The sequence below is a fragment of the Pseudomonas sp. GNP014 genome (assembly GCF_054344005.1).
This window is the reverse complement of record NZ_JBTGUS010000001.1, coordinates 1,136,044-1,153,510: the sequence shown is the minus strand read 5'-3', so window position 1 is coordinate 1,153,510 and position 17,467 is coordinate 1,136,044. Positions and strand designations below refer to the sequence as shown.

14 protein-coding genes are annotated in these 17,467 nt (G+C 60.9%); 7 read left to right on the top strand and 7 right to left on the bottom strand.

Annotated elements, in window-relative coordinates:
- Positions 1-18: 18 nt before the first annotated feature.
- Complete coding sequence (locus ACXX9E_RS05345) at positions 19-432, bottom strand: DUF3301 domain-containing protein (RefSeq protein ID WP_123470010.1); 414 nt, start codon at positions 430-432, stop codon at positions 19-21.
- A gap of 117 nt (positions 433-549) precedes the next feature.
- Between ACXX9E_RS05345 and pdxY the strand changes: the two genes are divergently transcribed.
- Positions 550-1,422: a pyridoxal kinase PdxY gene (gene pdxY, locus ACXX9E_RS05340; RefSeq protein WP_128615994.1), complete on the top strand. Its 873-nt coding sequence runs from the start codon at positions 550-552 to the stop codon at positions 1,420-1,422.
- A 123-nt stretch (positions 1,423-1,545) separates the two neighbouring features.
- Here pdxY and ACXX9E_RS05335 read toward each other — a convergent pair whose 3' ends face one another.
- Positions 1,546-2,028, bottom strand: a complete 483-nt coding sequence (locus tag ACXX9E_RS05335) for an acyl-CoA thioesterase (protein ID WP_003229693.1) — start codon at positions 2,026-2,028, stop codon at positions 1,546-1,548.
- 280 nt (positions 2,029-2,308) lie between these two features.
- Here ACXX9E_RS05335 and ACXX9E_RS05330 point away from each other — a divergent pair, with 280 nt between their 5' ends.
- On the top strand, positions 2,309-4,072 hold the full coding sequence (locus ACXX9E_RS05330) for a cation:proton antiporter (RefSeq protein WP_123470007.1): 1,764 nt from the start codon (positions 2,309-2,311) through the stop codon (positions 4,070-4,072).
- Positions 4,073-4,093: 21 nt separating this feature from the next.
- On the opposite strand, the gene ACXX9E_RS05325 is transcribed toward ACXX9E_RS05330, so the two are convergent.
- The 4 genes from ACXX9E_RS05325 to uvrD form a co-directional block, all read right to left on the bottom strand.
- A complete protein-coding gene (locus tag ACXX9E_RS05325; RefSeq protein ID WP_123470006.1) occupies positions 4,094-4,501 on the bottom strand; it encodes an SMI1/KNR4 family protein in 408 nt (135 codons plus the stop codon).
- Between the two features lie 138 nt (positions 4,502-4,639).
- Positions 4,640-5,515, bottom strand: a complete 876-nt coding sequence (locus ACXX9E_RS05320; protein WP_186743839.1) for a Tim44 domain-containing protein — start codon at positions 5,513-5,515, stop codon at positions 4,640-4,642.
- A gap of 176 nt (positions 5,516-5,691) precedes the next feature.
- A complete protein-coding gene (locus tag ACXX9E_RS05315) occupies positions 5,692-6,132 on the bottom strand; it encodes an EamA family transporter (protein ID WP_016984014.1) in 441 nt (146 codons plus the stop codon).
- Positions 6,133-6,278: 146 nt separating this feature from the next.
- Entirely contained in the window at positions 6,279-8,462 is a 2,184-nt protein-coding gene (gene uvrD, locus ACXX9E_RS05310; RefSeq protein ID WP_123470002.1) for a DNA helicase II, read from the bottom strand.
- Positions 8,463-8,720: 258 nt separating this feature from the next.
- Here uvrD and ACXX9E_RS05305 point away from each other — a divergent pair, with 258 nt between their 5' ends.
- From ACXX9E_RS05305 to ACXX9E_RS05295, 3 genes are all read left to right on the top strand, one after another.
- Positions 8,721-11,594: a putative bifunctional diguanylate cyclase/phosphodiesterase gene (locus ACXX9E_RS05305; RefSeq protein ID WP_186743841.1), complete on the top strand. Its 2,874-nt coding sequence runs from the start codon at positions 8,721-8,723 to the stop codon at positions 11,592-11,594.
- Positions 11,595-11,721: 127 nt separating this feature from the next.
- Complete coding sequence (hexR, locus tag ACXX9E_RS05300; protein WP_007962240.1) at positions 11,722-12,588, top strand: transcriptional regulator HexR; 867 nt, start codon at positions 11,722-11,724, stop codon at positions 12,586-12,588.
- A gap of 238 nt (positions 12,589-12,826) precedes the next feature.
- Positions 12,827-13,039 (top strand): PA3496 family putative envelope integrity protein, encoded by a 213-nt coding sequence (locus ACXX9E_RS05295; RefSeq protein WP_123469998.1) that lies wholly within the window; start codon positions 12,827-12,829, stop codon positions 13,037-13,039.
- Here ACXX9E_RS05295 and ACXX9E_RS05290 read toward each other — a convergent pair.
- The gene (locus tag ACXX9E_RS05290; protein WP_458555120.1) at positions 12,981-13,943 is read right to left on the bottom strand and encodes a LysR family transcriptional regulator; all 963 of its coding nucleotides are present in this window, start codon (positions 13,941-13,943) and stop codon (positions 12,981-12,983) included. The genes ACXX9E_RS05295 and ACXX9E_RS05290 overlap by 59 nt on opposite strands.
- A 190-nt stretch (positions 13,944-14,133) precedes the next feature.
- On the opposite strand from ACXX9E_RS05290, the gene ACXX9E_RS05285 reads away from it, so the two are divergent.
- Both ACXX9E_RS05285 and oadA read left to right on the top strand, forming a co-directional pair.
- Positions 14,134-15,549: an acetyl-CoA carboxylase biotin carboxylase subunit gene (locus tag ACXX9E_RS05285; protein ID WP_123469995.1), complete on the top strand. Its 1,416-nt coding sequence runs from the start codon at positions 14,134-14,136 to the stop codon at positions 15,547-15,549.
- A 98-nt stretch (positions 15,550-15,647) separates the two neighbouring features.
- Complete coding sequence (gene oadA, locus ACXX9E_RS05280) at positions 15,648-17,456, top strand: sodium-extruding oxaloacetate decarboxylase subunit alpha (RefSeq protein ID WP_123469993.1); 1,809 nt, start codon at positions 15,648-15,650, stop codon at positions 17,454-17,456.
- Positions 17,457-17,467 lie beyond the last annotated feature (11 nt).

Genomic DNA, 17,467 nt, shown 5'->3' with positions numbered 1-17,467 from the left:
AAGCTCACAAGACGGGGCTCAGGGCTTCCACTTGGTGTGTTCCTGGCGCCACTGACTGAGTTCGATCACTTCCGCGCGAGGCTTGTGCACCTCGACCACCGGCGGCGTATCGTCGAACGGCGCCGGGTAGGGCGCCAGTTCGATCTGTGCACTGTGCGCGCCGAACTGGGTGATGGTGCCGTTGTGGCGGGTTTCGCCGGTGACGGTGAATTCGAAGTTGTACACCCGCGCCAGGCGTCGGCGACCGCTGGCGTCCTTGATCAAGCCAATCTTTTTCAGCGCGACATTACCGTCCAGCAGTTCGATGCCAACGTTGATGCAATGCTGTTTGACCCGCTCCAGCGCTCGCTCGCGCAAGCCGTGGTTGTGCCATAGCCATGCGCCGGCAGCGGCGAACAGCATCAACACGAAGATGTTTTCGAGGGTCAGCATCGACAGGGGACTCCAAAAGATAGCGTCAGCTTAACTGCGTCGCCGGCCTGTCGTACAGGCTGCGTTTCGTCGCATACTGCGCGGCTTGAATTTCAATCGTTTTACGGAATGACCCGAATGAAACGTACGCCTCATCTGCTCGCCATCCAGTCCCATGTGGTGTTCGGCCACGCCGGCAACAGCGCTGCGGTTTTCCCGATGCAGCGGGTCGGGGTGAATGTCTGGCCCCTCAACACCGTGCAGTTTTCCAATCACACTCAATATGGCCAGTGGGCCGGTGAAGTGCTGGCACCGCAACAGATCCCCGAACTGGTTGAAGGGATCGCTGCCATCGGCGAACTGGGCAACTGCGATGCGGTGCTGTCCGGCTATCTCGGCAGTGCGGCGCAAGGGCGGGCGATTCTCAGTGGCGTCGAGCGCATCAAGTCGGTCAATCCCAAGGCGCTGTATCTCTGTGACCCGGTAATGGGCCATCCGGAGAAGGGCTGCAGTGTGCCGACCGAGGTCAGTGACTTCCTGCTGGAAGAGGCGGCCGCCGTGGCGGACATCATGTGCCCGAATCAGCTGGAACTGGACAGCTTTTCCGGGCGCAAGCCGCAGTCGCTGTTCGATTGCCTGGCGATGGCGCGAGCCCTGCTGGCCCGCGGCCCGAAAGCGGTGCTGGTCAAACATCTGGATTACCCGGGCAAGCCGGCGGATGGCTTCGAGATGTTGCTGGTCACCGCTGATGGCAGCTGGCATTTGCGCCGGCCGTTGCTGGCGTTTCCGCGGCAGCCGGTGGGGGTGGGCGATTTGACGTCCGGTCTGTTCCTGGCGCGGGTGCTGCTCGGGGACAGCCTGGTAGCGGCGTTTGAATTCACCGCAGCGGCGGTGCATGAAGTGCTGCTGGAGACGCAGGCGTGTGCCAGTTATGAGTTGCAACTGGTGCGGGCACAGGACCGGATTGCGCATCCACGGGTGAAATTCGAGGCGACGGCCATCAGTCTGTAGCCCGCGTCATGCGCATTCGCGAGCAAGCCCGCTCCGACATTGGTTTGGTGAACAGCACAGATCCAATGGGGGGGCGGGCTTGCTCGCGAAGGCTATCTATCAAGCCACATCAATTGGGGCTGGTCAGGCGTCGCCCTTGATCTCCTGATAACGCTTCTCCAGCTCCTGGCGAATCTGCCGACGCTGCTGCGCTTGCATGTAGCGGCGTTTGTCTTCGCTGTTCTGCGGTTGCAGCGGCGGTACTGCCGCCGGTTTGCGCTGGTCATCGACAGCGACCATGGTGAAGAAGCAGCTGTTGGTGTGGCGCACCGAGCGCTCGCGGATATTCTCGGTCACCACTTTGATGCCGACTTCCATTGAGGTGTTGCCGGTGTAGTTGACCGACGCGAGGAAGGTCACCAGCTCGCCGACGTGAATCGGCTCGCGAAAAATCACCTGATCAACCGACAGGGTCACTACGTAGCGGCCGGCATAACGGCTCGCGCAGGCGTAGGCCACTTCGTCGAGGTATTTGAGCAGGGTGCCGCCGTGGACATTGCCAGAGAAGTTGGCCATGTCGGGGGTCATCAATACCGTCATCGACAGCTGGGCGTTTCCGGGTTCCATAACGTTCTCACGGATCAAGGCTGAGTGGCTGAAAGCACCTCTGCGGGTGCCTGGTCGCTTTTCAAAAGCACCGTTATCGGGACGCCGGGCGACAGGCCGCCGTCACGCCGGAATCGTTCTGTTTCCATATATTGCACCGCCTTCCAGGCGGAAGTCGCGGTGTTAACCTGCAAAAGGCCCTGCCCAAGGGCAATTCCCACGTGAAAAGCGGATTTTTCTCACCTCGCCCAGACCGTTCTGACGTCTGTCCGCGAGTCTCGTCATACAAGGAGGCCACGCCATGCATGCCATCAGCTTTATTCAGGATCTGGCAGTGATCATGTTGGTCGCAGGCGTGGTCACGGTACTGTTTCATCGCTTCAAGCAGCCTGTGGTACTCGGCTACATCGTTGCCGGCTTCATCATCGGTCCGCACACCCCGCCGTTCGGCCTGATCCACGACGAAGAAACCATCAAGACCCTTGCCGAACTGGGGGTGATCTTCCTGATGTTCTGCCTGGGGCTGGAGTTCAGCCTGCGCAAGCTGTTCAAGGTCGGCGCCACGGCCTTCATTGCAGCGTTCCTCGAAATTGTCCTGATGATCTGGATCGGCTACGAAATCGGCCGCTGGTTCGACTGGAACACCATGGACTCGCTGTTCCTCGGCGCGATCCTGGCGATCTCCTCGACCACCATCATCGTCAAGGCGCTCAATGACCTGAAGATGAAAAACGAGCGTTTCGCGCAGTTGATCTTCGGGGTGCTGATCGTCGAAGACATCCTCGGCATTGGCATCATCGCGTTGCTGTCGAGCATCGCGGTGAGCGGCACGGTGAGTTCCGGCGAGGTGTTTTCCACGGTCGGCAAGCTGTCGCTGTTCATGATTGTCGCGCTGGTCATTGGCATTCTGCTGGTGCCGCGCCTGCTGGCCTACGTCGCCAGATTCGACAGCAACGAGATGCTGCTGATCACCGTGCTGGGCCTGTGTTTCGGGTTCTGCCTGCTGGTGGTCAAACTTGAATACAGCATGGTGCTCGGCGCCTTCCTGATCGGTGCGATCATGGCCGAGTCGCGGCAACTGCTGAAAATCGAGCGCCTGATCGAACCGGTGCGCGACCTGTTCAGTGCGATCTTCTTTGTGGCGATCGGTCTGATGCTCGACCCTATGATTCTGCTCGAATATGCCTGGCCGATCGCCGTGATCACTGTCGCCGTGGTGCTAGGCAAGATGCTGTCCTGCGGTCTCGGTGCCTTTATCGCCGGCAATGACGGACGCACCTCACTGCGCGTCGGGATGGGTCTGTCACAGATCGGCGAATTTTCCTTCATCATCGCCGCGCTGGGCATGACCCTGCAGGTCACCAGCAACTTCCTTTACCCGGTCGCTGTGGCCGTGTCGGTGATTACCACGCTGCTGACGCCGTATCTGATTCGTGCCGCCGATCCGCTGTCGATCAAGTTGTCCGCCGCTGTGCCCAAGCGCCTGGGGCGTGTTCTGGGTATGTACGGCGAGTGGCTGCGCAGCATTCAGCCGCAGGGCGAGGGCGCGATGCTGGCGTCGATGATCAGGCGAATCCTGTTGCAGGTCGGGGTCAATCTGGCGCTGGTGATTGCGATCTTCTTCGCCGGGGCCTACTTCGCCGAGCGTATATCGACCTCATTGCAAGACTGGGTCAGCGATCCGAGCTGGCAGAAGGCGTTGATCTGGGGCGGGGCATTGTTGGTGTCGTTGCCGTTTTTGATCGCGGCGTATCGCAAGCTCAAGGCGCTGTCGATGCTGCTGGCAGAGATGGGGGTAAAGCCGGAAATGGCCGGTCGTCACACGCAGCGAGTGCGCCGGGTGATCGCCGAAGTGATCCCGATCCTCTCGCTGCTGGTGATTTTCCTGCTGTTGTCAGCCTTGTCGGCCAGTATCCTGCCGACCAACAAGTTGCTGGTGCTGATCGCCGTGGTGGCGGCCGCCGTGGCGGCGCTGCTCTGGCGCTGGTTCATCCGCGTGCACACGCGGATGCAGGTGGCTTTGCTGGAAACCCTCGACAACCACAAGGAGTCGTCGGGGCACTGACCTACCGGGACGTGTGGCGGATCAGCTTTCCAGCCAGACGTCCCGCGCCCAATGCCACACCGATTCCCAGGACTCTTCGGTGATCAGCTCTTCTTCGCCGGACCACAGCACCACGGTGCCGTCTTCTTCAACGCAGTAGTAGTTGTAGCCGTCCTGACAGATCGGGATCAGGTCGCGCGGTACGCCAATATCCCAGGCGTTGGCCGCGACTTCCGGCAGGTAGGTGTGCGATTGCGGGTCGGTGACGGTCACCGGCTCGAGGCTGCCAAACACCACATCGCTGACGGTCAGCAGAAACTCTTTGAAGACGAACGGAATGTTGATGAACAGTTCTTCCTCGATCTCCACCAGTTGGTCTTCGTCAGGCAATTCCAAAGGAACCGGTACGGGTTCGTTGGCTTCGCGCAGTTGTTCGATGATTTCTTCCACGTCCGGGATCCTCTTGCTTGAATGGCGCGGTTTATATGGGCCGGTTTATACAGTAGCTCGCTATAGATGCAACCGCGAAATAGAAAAACCCCGGACGAGTCCGGGGTTTTCGTGGTCGCAGGTTCAGCGCAGCAAGGCTCAGCCGTTCTGACGAATACCGGCCACCAGCCAAGGCTGGTTGTCGCCCTGCGGACGTTCCATGTTCCAGCTTTCGCTGAACACTTCGCCCTGGTCGAAACGCGAGGTTTTCGACACACCACTGAAGGTCAGGGTGGCGATGGTCTTGTCGGCACGATCATCGACGCCGTCCAGCTGCACCTGCAGGTTGTCGATGTAGGTCGACTGGAAGCCGTCGCCCAGATCCGCACGCTCACGCTTGAGGAAGTCGAGCATTTGCGGGGTCACGAACTCGGCGATCTTGTCCATTTCGTTGGCGTCCCAGTGCTGCTGCAGCGACTGGAAGTGGCTGCGTGCGGCTTCAAGGAAGCGCTGCTCGTTGAACCAGGCTGGCGCGTTGATTACCGGACGAGCGGCAACCGGAGCCGCCGAACCACCGAAGATCGAACCCATGGCAGCAGGCTTCTGTTCGAACACTTCACGCTGCATCGGCGCGCCGGCCGGAGCCAGATGCTCCTGCTGCTTGCGTCGACGGGCGGCGATGAAGCGGAAGATCACGAACGCGATCACGGCCATGATCAGGATGTCGAAGATCTGCATGCCCTGGAAGCCGCCGCCCATGAACATGGACGCGAGCAGGCCACCGGCAGCGATACCGGCCAGCGGGCCGAGCCATTTCGAAGCGCCACCGGCCTTGGCAGCGGCGCCAGCGGCACCGGCAGCACCAGCGGTCGCTGCTGCGCCGCCCATGCCTGGAGAAGAAGGAGCCATCTGGCTGGTCTGGTGCGTCGGCGCAGCGCCGGCGCTTTTGCCACCACCGAAGCGCTTGGCGTTGGCGTCGAGGCTCATCGTCAGGCCGATGCACAACGCCATGGCGATGCTAAGAAAACGTTTCATAAAGGGAATTCCCGTTTGTGGAGACACGCGCGCCATGTTGCACAGCTGAAGTGTTACTGGCTAGCGAGAGAGTGTTTCGGGCTTTTGCCTGACAGGTTAGGTTCAGCTTGGTCAGGGCAATAAGGCTGTTTACTTTTGGCTGTAGGAAACGACGACGTGTTCAGTGAGAAATCGCCTTAACGACGAAACGCCAACATCACCACACCTGCCGTGATCAGGCCGATGCCGCCCCATTGGCGCAGGTCGAGTTTTTCGCCCAGCAGGATCACGCCGAGCACCGCCACCAGCACCACGCTGAGTTTATCCACTGGCGCGACCAGCGAGGCCGGGCCGACTTTCAGTGCGCGGAAATAGCAGAGCCACGATGCACCGGTCCCCAGACCGGACAGCAGCAGGAACAGATAGCTCTTGGCGGAGATCGAACCCAAGGACTGATATTGGCCCGTCGCGTACAAAATCAAGGCCAGGCTGACCAGTACCACGATGGTGCGCAGCAGGGTGGCGAAGTCGGAATTGACGTTTTCGATGCCGACTTTGGCAAAGATCGCTGTCAGTGCAGCGAAAGTCGCCGAGAGCAGGGCCCAGAATGTCCAGGAGGAAAAGAAGCCTGAGCCCATGAAGTGCTCCCAAATTGCATCAAAGCTCACACAAGCTCTGTAGGAGTGAGCCTGCTCGCGATTGAAGCACCTCGGTCTAACTGTCAAACCGTGGTGAAGCTATCGCGAGCAGGCTCACTCCTGCAGAAGAGCAATCGAGCAAAGCCTTAGATAGCTTCCAGCTTGGCGTAACCGAGCATCAGCCACTTGCTGCCTTCGCTGAAATTCACCTGAACCCGCGCCTGCGCGCCGGCGCCTTCGAAGTTGAGGATCACGCCGTCGCCGAAGATCGAATGGCGCACGGCCTGGCCCAGACTGAAGCCGGTTTCCGGAATTTCGCTGCCGCTGAACAGGTTGCTGCCGCTCATTGACTGGTTGCCACCGAACGGTCGGCTGACGCTGTTCGACAAACGCACTTCCTGAATCAGGCCCTTCGGCACTTCGCGTACGAAACGCGAAACCTTGTTGTAGGTTTCGCTGCCGTACAGGCGTCGGGTTTCAGCATAGGTCATCACCAGATTCTGCATGGCCCGGGTGATACCGACGTAGGCCAGGCGCCGTTCTTCCTCAAGACGCCCCGGTTCTTCCAGGCTCATCTTGTGCGGGAACAGGCCTTCTTCCATGCCCACCAGGAACACGTAAGGGAACTCCAGGCCTTTGGCGCTGTGCAGGGTCATCAGCTGAACGCTGTCTTCGTGTTCGTCGGCCTGGGTGTCTCCGGCTTCCAGCGAAGCGTGGCCGAGGAACGCCGCCAGTGGTGTCAACTCTTCGTCTTCTTCGGTGTTCTCGAAGTTGCGCGCGGCGCTGACCAGTTCCTCAAGGTTTTCCACCCGGGCCTGGCCTTTCTCGCCTTTTTCCGCTTCGTGATAGGCGATCAGCCCCGACTGCTCGATGACGGTCTGGGTCATCAGGTGCAGCGGCATCTCCATGCACTTGGCGGCGAGGTTTTCGATCAGCTCGATGAACGCACCCAGCGCCCCGGCGGCGCGACCGGTCAGGCCTTTATTGGCCACCAGTTGGCGCATCGCTTCCCACATCGACACATCGCTGTGGCGTGCGTGGTCGCGGATCGCTTCGACGGTTTTTTCGCCAATGCCACGGGCCGGTACGTTGATCACCCGTTCCAGCGCGGCATCGTTGCCGCGGCCTTCGAGCAAACGCAGGTAGGCCATGGCGTTCTTGATTTCCGCGCGCTCGAAGAAGCGCTGGCCGCCATAGATGCGGTACGGAATGCGTTCGCGCAGCAAGGCTTCTTCCAGAACGCGCGATTGGGCGTTGGAGCGGTACAGAATCGCGATATCGCTACGGGCCAAGCCGGTTTTCAGCGCGCTTTCGATGGTTTCGACAACGTAACGTGCTTCGTCGTGTTCGTTGAACGCGGCGTACAGATTGATCGCTTCGCCGTCGCCGCCATCGGTCCACAGCTCCTTGCCCAGGCGCCCGGTGTTATTGGCGATCAGGGCGTTGGCCGCTTTCAGGATGCCGGCCGTCGAGCGGTAGTTCTGCTCGAGACGAATGGTTACCGAATCCGGGAAGTCGGATGAGTACTGATGAATGTTCTCGATTTTCGCGCCACGCCAGCCGTAGATCGACTGGTCGTCGTCACCGACCACCATCAGGCTGTCGCCACCCTTGCCGAGCAGACGCAACCAGGCGTATTGCACGGCGTTGGTGTCCTGGAACTCGTCCACCAGAATGTGCCGGAAGCGCTTCTGATAATGCGCCAGCAGGCCCGGGTGGTCGCGCCACAGGTCGAGGGCGCGCAGCAGCAGTTCGGAGAAGTCGATGACGCCGGCACGCTGGCAGGCCGCCTCGTAGGCTTCGTAAATGCCGCGCATGGTGGCCAGGAACAGATCGCCACTGGCTTGAATATGTTGCGGGCGCAGACCTTCGTCTTTTTGCCCGTTGATGAACCACTGGGCCTGCCGGGCCGGCCAGCGTTGCTCGTCCAGACCCAGCTCGCGGATCACTCGCTTGACCAGTCGTTGCTGGTCGTCGCTGTCGAGAATCTGGAAGGTCTGGCTCAAACCCGCTTCCTGCCAGTGCGCCCGCAGCAAGCGGTGCGCCAGGCCGTGGAAGGTGCCCACCCACATGCCGGCCGGGTTGATACCCAGCAACTGCTCGATGCGGTGACGCATCTCGGCAGCGGCCTTGTTGGTGAACGTCACCGACAGGATGGAGTGGGGCGAGGCGTTTTCGACCTGGATCAACCAGGCGATACGGTGCACCAGCACTCGGGTTTTACCGGAGCCAGCACCGGCCAGGACCAACTGACGGCCAACGGGGGCGGCTACGGCCTGGCGTTGGGCATCGTTGAGGGAGTTCAGCAGAAGGGAGAGATCATCGCGCATCGGGGCATTCTAGGGTGCGCCGCAGGCCCGGGCAAACCGAGCTTTGCATTAGCCGATGAAAGTGCTGCCGATGACGACCGGTCGGTCATCCGCTGAAGGCGTGAGTCCGTGTGGCTCTGCGGGTTTCGGCGTCGTTGCGGGGAGCAAATGTTTCGCTGAAATTATGACCTGGGGCAGTTTGGCAACGGGATCGGCTTGTGTATGCTCCGTGCACGTTTCGGGCGCACGCCCCCCCTTATAAGAACAAGAACGTTGCCCATGACCCTCAGCTCCGAACTGTCGGGCCCCTCTGTGGAACCCCGGGTTATCCGCAAGCACTATGCCGTCGAAATGGCGGTGGAGCGCACGCGCCTGCTGTACCAGGGCTCTCTGTTGCCCACCCTGTTCATGTTGATCAATGGTCTGGTCTGCGCCGCTTTGCTCTGGAGCCCGCAGCGCTACTTCGTGGTCAGTGTCTGGCTGGTGTGGTTGCTGTCGCTGGTGGCGTTGCGCGTGATTCAAGTGGCGGCGTTCGATTCGGCGATACCCAATCGCCAGGCCCAGCCGATCTGGTTCCGCATGTTCCTGCTCGGCTCGACCATGACCGGCCTGACCCTGGCTGGCGCTGGCATTGCCCTGGTGCCGGCCGACAACTTCATGCAGCAGGCCTGGGTGTTCGGCCTGATCGGTGCCGCGACATTGTCGGCCAGTGTCGCCTATGCGGTGAGCCTGCCGGCGTTTCTGTCGTTTACCTTGCCGTGCCTGCTGCCGGCGATCGGCTATCTGTTCTGGGGCGGCGACGAGCAGGCGCGCGGCTGGGGCTGGCTGGGCCTGATTCTGCTCGGCTCGCTGAGCGTGGTGGCGTGGCAGGTCAATCGCCTGATTGATCGTGGCTTGCTGCGGCGCTTTCAGAATCAGCACCTGATCGAACATCTTCAGCAGACGCAGTCGCGCAGCGAACAACTCAATCAGGAGCTGGCGCGGGAAATCGAGCAGCGGCGTTGCGCCGAAGGCCAGTTGCGCGAAGCGCAGGTCGACCTGGAAGACCGCGTCGCTCAGCGCAGCCGCGAGCTGGACGCCGCCAATCAGGCCCTGAGCAAAAGCGAAGCGCGCCTGGCGCTGGCGCTGAAGGCCAGCGAGCTGGGGTTGTGGGACTGGAACCTGCAGACCGACGAAGTTCATCACACGCAGATTCAGGAGCTGTTCGGCCTCGCCCCGGAATACGTCACGGCCATCCTGCGCGACCTCAAGCCACGCCTGCACCCGGAGGATGTGCCGTCGCTCAAGCACGCCTTGGTCGAGCATTTGAAGGGCCGCACCGAGGACTATCAGATCGAATACCGCGTGCGCCACGGCGATGGTCACTGGGTGTGGATCGAAGACCGTGGCCGCGCCGTTGAACGTAGCGAGAGCGGGCAAGTGATCCGCATGGTCGGCACCCGCCGCGACATCAGTGCCAGCAAAAGCCTCGAAGAGCAGCAGCGCCTGGCGGCGACGGTGTTCGAAGCGGCCAGCGAAGGCATTGTGATCCTCGACCCGAACTACGCGCTGATCGCGATCAATCAGGCCTTCAGCCGGGTGACCGGTTACGACATCGACGACATGCTCGGGCGCAATGTCGTCGAGTTGCCGTGCAGCCGCGATGCCCGTCGGCATTACGTCGCGATCCGCCATGCGCTGGAGCAGCATGGCAGTTGGCAAGGTGAACTGGTGGAAACCCGCAAGAACGGCGAGTTGTATCCACAGTGGCTGCAACTCAATGCAGTGCGCGACAGTCGGGGCAACGTCAGTCATATCGTCGGCTTCTTCGCCGATCTTTCGGCGCGGCGCGAATCCGAAGAGCGCATGCGTTACCTGACGCACTACGATGAACTCACCGGACTGGCCAACCGCTCGCTGTTTCGCGAGCGCCTGCACGAAGCCCACCAACGGGTCCGGCAGGGCGGACGGCGCAGTCTGGCGTTGCTGCACATCAATCTGGATCGTTTCAAATTGCTCAACGACAGCCTCGGCCATGAGATCGCTGACCAGTTGCTGCAAAAAATGTCCCGGCGGCTGGTCAATGCCTTGCCGGAAGCGGACACGATTGCGCGGTTGTCCGGTGACGAATTCGCGGTGCTGTTCGACGCCTACGGCAACCTGTCGAGCCTGGCGCGGGTCGCCACGCGGTTGTCGAGCAAGCTGCGTCTGCCGCTGACCGTCGAAGGGCATGAGCTGGTGGTCAGCGCCTCGATGGGCATCAGTATGCTGCCGGACAACGCCCGTGAAATTTCCGCGCTGGTCAGTCAGTCGAACATGGCCATGCAGCATGCCAAGCATCTGGGCGGCAACAATTTCCAGTTCTACACCGACAGCCTGCAGGCCAGCACCCTTGAGCGTCTGCAACTGGAGAACCAGTTGCGCAAAGCTATCGAAGACAAGCAACTGAAGGTGTTCTATCAGCCGAAGTTGTGCCTGGCGACAGGTCGGCTGAATGCGGCTGAGGCTCTGGTGCGCTGGGAACATCCGATTCTGGGGCAGGTACCGCCAGGCGATTTCATCGGGCTGGCCGAAGAAACCGGGTTGATCGGCCCCATCGGCGAGTTCGTCCTGCGTCAGGCGTGTTGGCAGGCGTGCGAATGGCAGCGCGAGGGCCTGGAAGCGATCCGCGTGTCGGTGAACCTCTCGGTGCATCAACTGCGTCAGGGCAAACTGGTCAGCCTGGTGCGGCAGGTGTTGGAGGAGACCGGTCTGGCGCCGCATTTTCTCGAGCTGGAATTGACCGAAAGCCAGTTGCTCGACAGCGTTGAACACATCATTGCGACGTTCCAGCAACTGCGGGATCTGGGGGTGAAACTGGCCATCGACGACTTCGGCACCGGGTATTCGTCGTTGAGTTATCTGAAACGGATTCCGGTGGATTACGTGAAGATCGATCAGGCGTTCATTCGCGGCCTGGGCGAGGGCAGTGAGGATGCGGCGATCACCCGCGCGATCATTGCCATGGCCCACGGACTGTCGTTGAAGGTGGTGGCCGAAGGGGTCGAACGGCCGGAGCAACTGACGTTTTTGCGGGCCGAGGGCTGCGACGAGGTGCAGGGCTATCTGATCAGTCGTCCGGTAGAAGCTGCCGCGCTGGCCGGGCTTTTGCGTGAGCAGGCAAAACCGTTTTAAGTGCTACATGCGCGTCATCACGCCCAATACGGGGACATTGAGTTACGCATTGAGCAGGCAAAAAGCCAATTCATGTAGTATAACTACAAGCGTGCTACATCCTTGCCCATAAGAAGAGTCCAGCCCCTTGAATCTGCTGCAACACATCGCCCAGTCACGTCACCTGTTACGCAAGTCGGAGCTCAAGGTCGCCGACCACGTGCTGCTTGACCCTGCGGCCGTGATGCACAGTTCCATGGCCGATCTGGCCCACAGCGTCGGCATCAGTGAACCGACCATCGTGCGCTTCTGTCGCGCCATCGGTTGTTCAGGTTTTCAGGATCTGAAACTGAAACTGGCGCAGAGCCTGGCTGCCGGTGCCAGTTTTGGTCAGTTCGCGATCCATGAGGACGACTCGGTCGCCGACTACAGCCTGAAGATCTTCGACACCACGCTGCACACCCTGATGGAGGTTCGCGAGAAGCTTGATCCGGTGGAGTTGCAGCGCGCGGTGACGCTGATGTCTCAGGCGCAGCGTGTCGAGTTCTATGGCTTTGGTGCGTCGGGCGCGGTGGCGGCGGATGCGCAGCACAAGTTCTTCCGTTTGCTGCTGACGGCGGCGGCGTACTCCGACCCGCACATGCAGGCGATGTCGGCGGTGACGTTGAAGCCGACCGACGTGGCGATCTGTATTTCCCAGTCCGGGCGCTCCAAGGATCTGCTGATCACCGCCAACCTCGTTCGCGAGAGTGGCGCTTCGCTGATCACCCTGTGCCCAAGCCAGACGCCGTTGGCCGAACTGTCGACCGTCAACCTGGCGATTGATGTGCACGAAGACACCGAGATCTACACGCCGCTGACCTCGCGCATTGCGCATCTGGTGGTGATCGACGTGTTGGCGATGGGCGTGGCGATGGCGCGCGGGCCGAGCCTGGTCAATCACCTGAAGAGCGTCAAGCGCAGTCTGCGCAGCTTGCGCTTGTCGCCGAAAGCCGTAAAAGCGCTGGATGACTGAAGTCATCTAAGGTCGTTCCGAACTTAATCGCGAGCAGGCTCGCTTCCACAGGGATCTTCTGTGAACACAAATTTTGTGTCACGCCGAGATCAAATGTGGGAGCGAGCCTGCTCGCGAAGGCGTCCTCAGAAACACCACAACCCTGCGCAAGTTTCATCGCACTGTCATCCCCGCGCAGCCAAACCGTCATCCCTCACGCCTATCGTGAAACTCCCGTACTCGCCTTGGGAGACTCGAAATGGCTCAGCCCTACGAAGAACGCAACAGCGCCGCGAAAACCCGTCGTCAACAGGAAGACCAGCGCCGCATGGAATTCCGTCGCGCCATCGAAGATCGCTTCGAACTTCGTCAGCTTCAAAGCGAAATCAGCGATTTTCCCGAGGACATTGAAATCAACTACTGGCAGGCCGTACCGGCAACTTCCCGTCGAAGCGCTCAACCAGCGCGCTGATCTGCACCCGTTCGCTGCGGATAAACGCCAGGAAGGCGTGCGCCACCGGTGACAGCCGTTTGGCCTTGGCTTGCACCAGGCACCAGCTACGGAACAGCGGCAACTCCTCGACCGGCAACTCCACCAGGCCGCCGGTCGCCAACTCCAGGTTCAGGGCGTGGCGCGTCAACAGCGCCAGGCCCAGACCCGCCACCACGCATTCGCGCTGGGCTTCGGCCGAGGCCACTTCCTGAGTCTGGGTGAAGTGCACGCGTTTCTCCTTGAAGTAGTCCTCGCAGGCCATTCGCGTGCCCGAACCCGGTTCGCGGATCAGCAGTGTGTAGGGTTCAAGGTCCTGCAAACGCAGCGGCCCCATATGCGCCAGCGGATGATCCGGGCGCGCCACGGCGACAATCGGGTTGTTCAGAAAGGGCAGAAACTCCAGGCCCATGTCCTGCGGCACCATCGACATGATCACCAGATCGTCGCGGTTGTCCGAGAGGCGGCGGATCACCTGGCCACGGTTGACCACGGTCAGTTGCAGGTTCACTTCCGGGTGCTGGCGCTTGAAGGCGGCGAACAGGTGCGGCACGAAGTATTTGGCGCTGGATTCCACCGCCAGCTTCAGTTGGCCTTGCAGCGAGCCCTGCATGTCCGACAGCTGCATGTCGAGGTTTTCCAGGCGACCGAAGATGTCCCGGCTGGCCCGCTGCAGGGCTTCGGCAGCCTCGGTCATGTAGAGTTTTTTGCCGACATAATCGAATAATGGCTGGCCGATGAGCTCTTCCAGCTGACGAATCTGTAGGCTGACGGCTGGTTGTGTGAGCGACATTTCCTCAGCCGCACGGCTGTAAGAACGCAAATCACACACTTCGTTGAAGATCTGCAACTGGCGTAATGTCATACGCATCAAGGAGTTACGCATTTCTTATAGGCTCTGACGGCAGGCTGATGGTTTAACTATAAGTCTTTGCTTATGCCTGACCCAATTTTTATTCATTTTTGTTAATCCCTTGTGAGCGCTAGTGTGGGGCTGCGACTAAATTGAAACATTTGGTCACGCGTCGACCTGGGTCTAGCAGGTCGTGGTGCCACCGGCTCAAGGGAACCTCCAAGTGATAACAAAGATCCTGATCGCCAACCGTGGTGAGATTGCCGTAAGAATCGTGCGAGCCTGCGCCGAAATGGGCATTCGCTCGGTTGCGATTTTTTCCGACGCCGACCGCCATGCCTTGCATGTGAAGCGTGCGGACGAAGCCCACAGCATCGGTGCCGAGCCACTGGCCGGTTACCTGAACCCGCGCAAGCTGGTGAACCTGGCGGTGGAAACCGGTTGCGATGCATTGCACCCCGGTTACGGCTTCCTCTCGGAAAATGCCGAGTTGGCAGACATCTGCGCCGAACGCGGGATTAAATTCATCGGCCCGTCGGCAGAAGTCATTCGCCGCATGGGCGACAAGACCGAAGCCCGGCGCAGCATGATCAAGGCCGGCGTACCGGTCACCCCGGGCACCGAAGGCAACGTGGCCGACATCAATGAAGCCTTGGCCGAGGGCGACCGCATCGGTTACCCGGTCATGCTCAAGGCCACCTCCGGTGGTGGCGGGCGCGGCATCCGTCGCTGCAACAGCCGCGAAGAACTCGAACAGAATTTCCCTCGGGTGATTTCCGAAGCGACCAAGGCCTTCGGTTCGGCGGAAGTGTTCCTGGAAAAATGCATCGTTAATCCGAAGCACATCGAAGCGCAGATCCTCGGCGACAGCTTCGGCAACGTCGTGCACCTGTTCGAGCGTGACTGCTCGATCCAGCGCCGCAACCAGAAGCTGATCGAGATCGCCCCGAGCCCGCAACTGACCCCGGAACAGCGCGCCTACATCGGCGACCTGTCGGTGCGCGCAGCCAAGGCTGTGGGCTACGAGAACGCCGGCACCGTGGAGTTCCTGCTCGCCGAGGGCGAGGTGTACTTCATGGAGATGAACACCCGGGTGCAGGTGGAACACACCATCACCGAAGAAATCACCGGGATCGACATCGTTCGTGAGCAGATCCGCATCGCCTCCGGCCTGCCGCTGTCAGTGAAGCAGGAAGACATCCAGCACCGTGGCTTCGCGCTGCAGTTCCGGATCAACGCCGAAGACCCGAAGAACAACTTCCTGCCGAGCTTCGGCAAGATCACTCGCTACTACGCTCCCGGCGGCCCCGGCGTGCGCACCGACACGGCGATCTACACCGGCTACACCATTCCGCCGTTCTACGACTCGATGTGCCTGAAACTGGTGGTCTGGGCGCTGACCTGGGAAGAGGCGATGGACCGTGGCCTGCGCGCCCTCGACGACATGCGTCTGCAAGGGGTGAAGACCACCGCCGCGTATTACCAGGAAATCCTGCGCAATCCGGAATTCCGTAGTGGCCAGTTCAATACCAGCTTCGTTGAAAGCCATCCTGAACTGACCAACTACTCGATCAAGCGCAAACCCGAAGAGCTGGCCCTGGCCATCGCCGCCGCCATCGCCGCCCACGCAGGCCTATAAATGCAGCTGCGAGCTGTCAGCGACAAGCTTCAAGTGAGAGCGACTCGGCTTTTTCTTGCAGCTCGTAGCTTGAAGCTTGCCGCTATGAGGAGATACCAATGACTAAGAAGATCTTCGTTACCGACACCATCCTGCGCGACGCTCACCAATCGCTGCTCGCCACCCGCATGCGCACCGAAGACATGCTGCCGATCTGCGACAAGCTCGACAAAGTCGGCTACTGGTCGCTGGAATGCTGGGGCGGTGCGACGTTCGACGCCTGCGTACGTTTTCTGAAAGAAGACCCGTGGGAACGCCTGCGCCAACTGCGCTCCGCGCTACCCAATACCCGTCTGCAAATGCTTCTGCGCGGGCAGAACCTGCTGGGCTACCGCCACTACAGCGACGATGTGGTCAAAGCCTTCGTCGCCAAGGCCGCGGTCAATGGCATCGACGTGTTCCGCATCTTCGATGCGATGAACGACGTGCGTAACCTGCGCGTGGCGATCGAGGCGGTGAAGGCTGCCGGCAAACATGCGCAAGGCACTATCGCCTACACCACCAGCCCGGTGCACACCATCGACGCGTTCGTGGCGCAAGCCAAGCAGATGGAAGCCATGGGTTGCGACTCGGTGGCAATCAAGGACATGGCCGGCCTGCTGACGCCGTACGCCACCGGCGAACTGGTCCGCGCGTTGAAAGCCGAGCAGTCGCTGCCGGTGTTCATCCACTCCCACGACACGGCCGGCCTCGCCGCAATGTGCCAGCTCAAGGCGATCGAAAACGGCGCCGACCACATCGACACCGCGATCTCCAGCTTTGCCTCGGGCACCAGCCACCCAGGCACCGAGTCAATGGTTGCTGCGCTCAAGGGCACCGAGTACGACACCGGTCTGAACCTCGAATTGCTGCAAGAGATCGGCCTGTACTTCTACGCCGTGCGCAAGAAGTACCACCAGTTCGAAAGTGAATTCACCGCCGTCGACACTCGCGTGCAAGTCAACCAGGTGCCGGGCGGGATGATCTCCAACCTCGCCAACCAGTTGAAAGAACAGGGTGCTCTCAACCGCATGGCCGAAGTGCTGGCGGAAATCCCGCGGGTGCGTGAAGACCTCGGCTTCCCGCCGCTGGTGACCCCGACCTCGCAGATCGTCGGCACCCAGGCGTTCTTCAACGTGTTGGCCGGCGAGCGTTACAAGACCATCACCAACGAAGTGAAGCTTTACCTGCAAGGCGGCTACGGCAAGGCGCCGGGCGTGGTCAACGAACAGCTGCGTCGTCAGGCCATCGGCAGTGAAGAGGTGATCGACGTACGTCCGGCCGATCTGCTCAAGCCGGAAATGACCAAGCTGCGGGCCGACATCGGCGCGCTGGCGAAGTCCGAAGAAGACGTGCTGACTTTCGCCATGTTCCCGGACATCGGGCGCAAGTTCCTCGAAGAGCGTGCCGCCGGCACCCTCGTTCCGGAAGTGCTGTTGCCGATTCCTGAGGCCGGTGGTGTGGCGAAGGCTGGCGGCGAAGGCGTGCCGACCGAGTTCGTCATCGACGTCCACGGCGAGACTTACCGCGTCGACATCACCGGTGTCGGGGTGAAGGCCGAAGGCAAGCGTCACTTCTACCTGTCCATCGACGGCATGCCGGAAGAAGTGGTGTTCGAACCGCTCAACGAATTCGTCAGCGGTGGCAGCAGCAAACGCAAGCAGGCGTCGGCCCCGGGCCACGTCAGCACCACCATGCCGGGCAACATCGTCGATGTGCTGGTCAAGGAAGGCGACACCGTCAAGGCCGGCCAGGCCGTACTGATCACCGAAGCGATGAAGATGGAGACCGAGGTGCAGGCCGCCGTTGCCGGCAAGGTGACCGCCATCCATGTTGCCAAGGGCGACCGCGTCAACCCGGGCGAAATCCTGATCGAGATCGAAGGCTGAGATAACGGCCA